Annotated in this window: 5 protein-coding genes; 4 read left to right on the top strand and 1 reads right to left on the bottom strand. The window is 68.9% G+C overall.

Annotated features, from left to right (window positions below; genetic code table 11):
• The first annotated feature begins 164 nt into the window (after nucleotides 1-164).
• Nucleotides 165-698, top strand: coding sequence for a peptide deformylase (gene def, locus RMO12_RS12125; protein ID WP_309639493.1), 534 nt, complete (start codon nucleotides 165-167; stop codon nucleotides 696-698).
• Here the strand turns inward: def and RMO12_RS12120 are convergent, their stop codons facing one another.
• Nucleotides 699-1343, bottom strand: a complete 645-nt coding sequence (locus tag RMO12_RS12120) for an arylesterase (protein WP_309639492.1) — start codon at nucleotides 1341-1343, stop codon at nucleotides 699-701.
• A 19-nt stretch (nucleotides 1344-1362) separates the two neighbouring features.
• On the opposite strand from RMO12_RS12120, the gene RMO12_RS12115 reads away from it, so the two are divergent.
• The 3 genes from RMO12_RS12115 (at nucleotide 1363) to upp (ending at nucleotide 3599) form a co-directional block, all read left to right on the top strand.
• Nucleotides 1363-2046, top strand: a complete 684-nt coding sequence (locus RMO12_RS12115; RefSeq protein WP_309626177.1) for an ABC transporter ATP-binding protein — start codon at nucleotides 1363-1365, stop codon at nucleotides 2044-2046.
• A 75-nt stretch (nucleotides 2047-2121) separates the two neighbouring features.
• On the top strand, nucleotides 2122-2871 hold the full coding sequence (gene rlmB, locus RMO12_RS12110) for a 23S rRNA (guanosine(2251)-2'-O)-methyltransferase RlmB (RefSeq protein ID WP_309639491.1): 750 nt from the start codon (nucleotides 2122-2124) through the stop codon (nucleotides 2869-2871).
• Between the two features lie 101 nt (nucleotides 2872-2972).
• Nucleotides 2973-3599 carry a uracil phosphoribosyltransferase gene (gene upp / locus RMO12_RS12105; protein ID WP_309626175.1) on the top strand — a complete coding sequence of 209 codons (627 nt, stop codon included), beginning with the start codon at nucleotides 2973-2975 and terminating at the stop codon, nucleotides 3597-3599.
• Nucleotides 3600-3679: the final 80 nt, after the last annotated feature.

Raw genomic sequence — 3679 nt, 5'->3', positions numbered from 1 at the left:
GGCCGGCATGCCGGCCGAGGTCTACATCAAGGGCGACGAGCGCACGCCGCTGCAATACCTGCTCGAGCCGGTCACCCAAGTGCTGCGTCGCGCCGGCCGCGAGCGCTGACGCGCTACGCTTGGCGCCTTGGGGTCTGCATCGGGGCCCGTCATGCGAGGTGCCCTTGGCCGTTCGTGAAATTCTGAAAATGGGCGATGCGCGCCTGCTGCGTGCGGCGGCTCCGGTGCGCGAGTTCGACACGCCCGAGCTGCATGCACTGGTGGCCGATCTGCAGGCCACCATGGAGGCCGCCAACGGCGCCGGCCTCGCTGCGTCGCAGATCGGCGTCGACCTGCAGGTGGTGATCTTCGGCTTCACCAGCAACGAGCGTTATCCCGACGCTCCCGCCGTGCCGCGCACGGTGCTGATCAATCCCGTCATCACGCCGCTCTCCGACGCGCTCGAGGACGGCTGGGAAGGCTGCCTGTCGGTCCCCGGCCTGCGCGGCGTGGTGCCGCGCTACAGCCGCATCCACTACACCGGCCTGGACCCGCAGGGCCGTCCGATCGAGCGCGAGGCCGAGGGCTTCCATGCCCGAGTGGTGCAGCACGAATGCGACCACCTCATCGGCGTGCTGTACCCGATGCGCATGCCTGACCTGAGCAAGCTGGGCTACACCGAGGTGCTGTTCCCCGGCATGACCGATGCCGACGAGTGACTACTTCGTCAGCAGCGGCCGCAGCGTTGGCCAGACATTGCCCAGCATGACGGGCTGGGCGGCCGCGGTGGGATGGATGCGGTCGGCCTGGAACAGCGCGGCCGCGTCGGAGCGATCGGCCACGCCTTTCAACAAGAACGGCACCAGCGCCGCACCGGCCCCCTTGGCAACACGCTCGTACAGCGCCGCAAAATCTTCTCCGTAGCGCTTGCCATAGTTCGGCGGGATCTGCATGCCCACGAGCAACACCTTCGCGCCCGCCGCCACGCCCGCGCGGGCCATGTCGGCGAGGTTGCGCTCGGTCATCGCCAGCGGCAACCCGCGCAGCGCGTCATTGGCGCCGAGTTCGAGCACCAGCACCGACGGCTCGTGCTGTGCCAGCAGCGGCGCCAGGCGCGAGCGGCCGCCCGCGGTGGTGTCGCCGCTGACGCTGGCGTTGATGACGCGAACGGCCAGCCTTTCGTCGGCAAGTTTTTTCTCCAGCAGCGCGACCCAGCCCGTGCCGCGCGTCAAGCCGTACTCGGCCGACAGGCTGTCGCCCACCACCAGCACCGTGGCGCGGGGCGCCTGCGCCCGTGCGCTCGCGTTGCCCCACAGCAGCAGCGCCGACGCCCCCTTGCTAAAGTGCCTTCGACTCCATTGCATGCCTTCTTAACCTTCCCACATGAGTGATCCGCACAGCGATCCGATCATCGCCGTCGAGCATGTCAGCAAGCGCGTGCGTGACAGCAGCGGCGAGTTGACGATCCTCGACGATATCGACTTCTCATTGGCGGCAGAGGGGTCGGCGGCCATCGTCGGCGCCTCCGGTTCGGGCAAGAGCACCTTGCTGGCGATCATCGCCGGCCTGGACACACCCAGCGCCGGCCGCGTGCGGCTCGCCGGCGTCGACCTGTTTGCTCTCGACGAGGACGCCCGCGCCGCGGTGCGCGCCCACAAGGTCGGCTTCGTGTTCCAGAGCTTTCAGCTGATGGGCAACCTCACGGCGCTCGAGAACGTGATGCTGCCGCTCGAATTGCAAGGCCGCGCTGACGCACGACTGCAAGCCACCGAGATGCTGCGCCGCGTCGGCCTGGGCGAGCGGCTTTCCCACTACCCCAAGATCCTCTCGGGCGGCGAGCAGCAGCGCGTGGCGCTGGCGCGTGCCTTTGTCGTCAAGCCGCGCGTGCTGCTGGCCGACGAGCCCACCGGCAGCCTCGACTTCGCCACCGGCGAGAAGGTCATGGCGCTGATGTTCGAGCTCAACCGCGAGCTGGGCACGACCTTGGTGCTGGTCACGCACGACCGCGGCATCGCCGAGCGCTGCGACCGGCAGGTGCGCATCGAGGCCGGGCGCATCGTGGCGTGAGGTGGCGGAGCGCGGGGTGGGGTGAGGAGACGTGGCGCGCGGCGGAACGCCGCTGCGTCGCGCCGATAATCGCGCATGTCATCCGCCCGCATCCTGTTCGGCTTTCATGCCGTCACCGTCCGCCTCAAGACCGCACCGCAGTCGGTGCTCGAGATCTACGTCGACGGCACGCGGCGCGACCAGCGCATGCGCCAGTTCATCGATCGCGCCAAGGAGGCCGGGGCCCGCCTGCTCGACAGCGACGAGCTGCGTCTGCAGGCGCTGGCCGGCACGCACCGCCACCAGGGCGTGGTCGCCAAGGTGGTGCCCGCGCCAATTGCCGCGTCGCTCGACGACCTGCTCGACGCCGTGGACGCCGCACAGGAGGGCGCGCCGCTGCTGCTGGTGCTCGACGGCGTGACCGACCCGCACAACCTGGGCGCTTGCCTGCGCGTGGCCGACGGTGCCGGCGTGCATGCGGTGATCGCGCCGAAGGACCATTCGGTCGGCCTCAATGCCACCGTCTCCAAGGTCGCCAGCGGCGCGGCCGAGACGGTGCCGTACTTCATGGTCACCAACCTCGCGCGCACCCTGAACGAGCTGAAGGAACGCAACATCCGCGTGGTCGGTGCAGCCGAAGATGCGCCGCGCACGCTCTATGCAGCCAAGCTCGACCAGCCGCTGGCGCTGGTGCTCGGCGCCGAAGGGCAGGGCCTGCGCCAGCTCACGCGCAAGACCTGCGACGAGCTCATCAAGCTGCCGATGGCTGGTGCGGTCGAAAGCCTCAACGTCTCGGTGGCCAGCGGCATCTGCCTGTACGAAGCGGTGCGCCAGCGCGGCGCCTGAGCCGTTTTTTCGCGACGCACCAACCGGCGCGTGCGCCCACCTCGATCCCGCACGGCTCGCCGCCAAGCTGCTGCCCGACCTGCTCGCATAGACTCGTTGGCATGCCCGTCATCGAGGTCATGCATCCGCTGGTCAAGCACAAGGTCGGGCTGCTGCGCGACGCGGCAATATCGACCAAGAAGTTTCGCGAGATCACCGCCGAGCTGGCCCGGTTGCTCGCCTACGAGGCCACCGCCGATTTCCCGCTCGAACCCGTGACAGTGCAGACCTGGAGCGGGCCGGCGAGCGCCGAGCGCATCAAGGGCAAGAAGGTCACGGTGGTGCCGATCCTGCGCGCCGGCCTGGGCATGTTGGGGGGTGTGCTCGACATGGTGCCCAACGCCAAGATCAGCGTCGTGGGCCTTTCGCGCAACCATGACACGCTGCAGCCCGAGCATTACTTCGAGAACCTGGTGGGCCATCTCGGCGAGCGCACCGCGCTCATCATCGACCCGATGCTCGCCACCGCCGGCTCGATGATCGCCACCGTGGAACTGCTCGAGCGCAAGGGCTGCCGCGACATCCGCGCGCTGGTGCTGGTGGCCGCGCCCGAGGGCGTGCGGGCCCTGAATGCGGCCCACCCAGAGGTGCGCTGCTGGGCGGCGGCCATCGACAGCCACCTCAACGAGGTCGGCTACATCATTCCCGGCCTCGGCGACGCGGGTGACCGGATCTTCGGAACCCAATGAACCGTGAAGGCAACCACCATGAAGGCTTGGCTGATCGCACCACTGACGCTCGCCATGCTCGCATCCTGTACCCAGGAGCG

Origin of the sequence: Methylibium sp., from assembly GCF_031393925.1 — a bacterium.
Classification (GTDB): Bacteria; Pseudomonadota; Gammaproteobacteria; order Burkholderiales; family Burkholderiaceae_C; genus Methylibium.
This window is presented reverse-complemented; position numbering and strand designations above follow the sequence as displayed.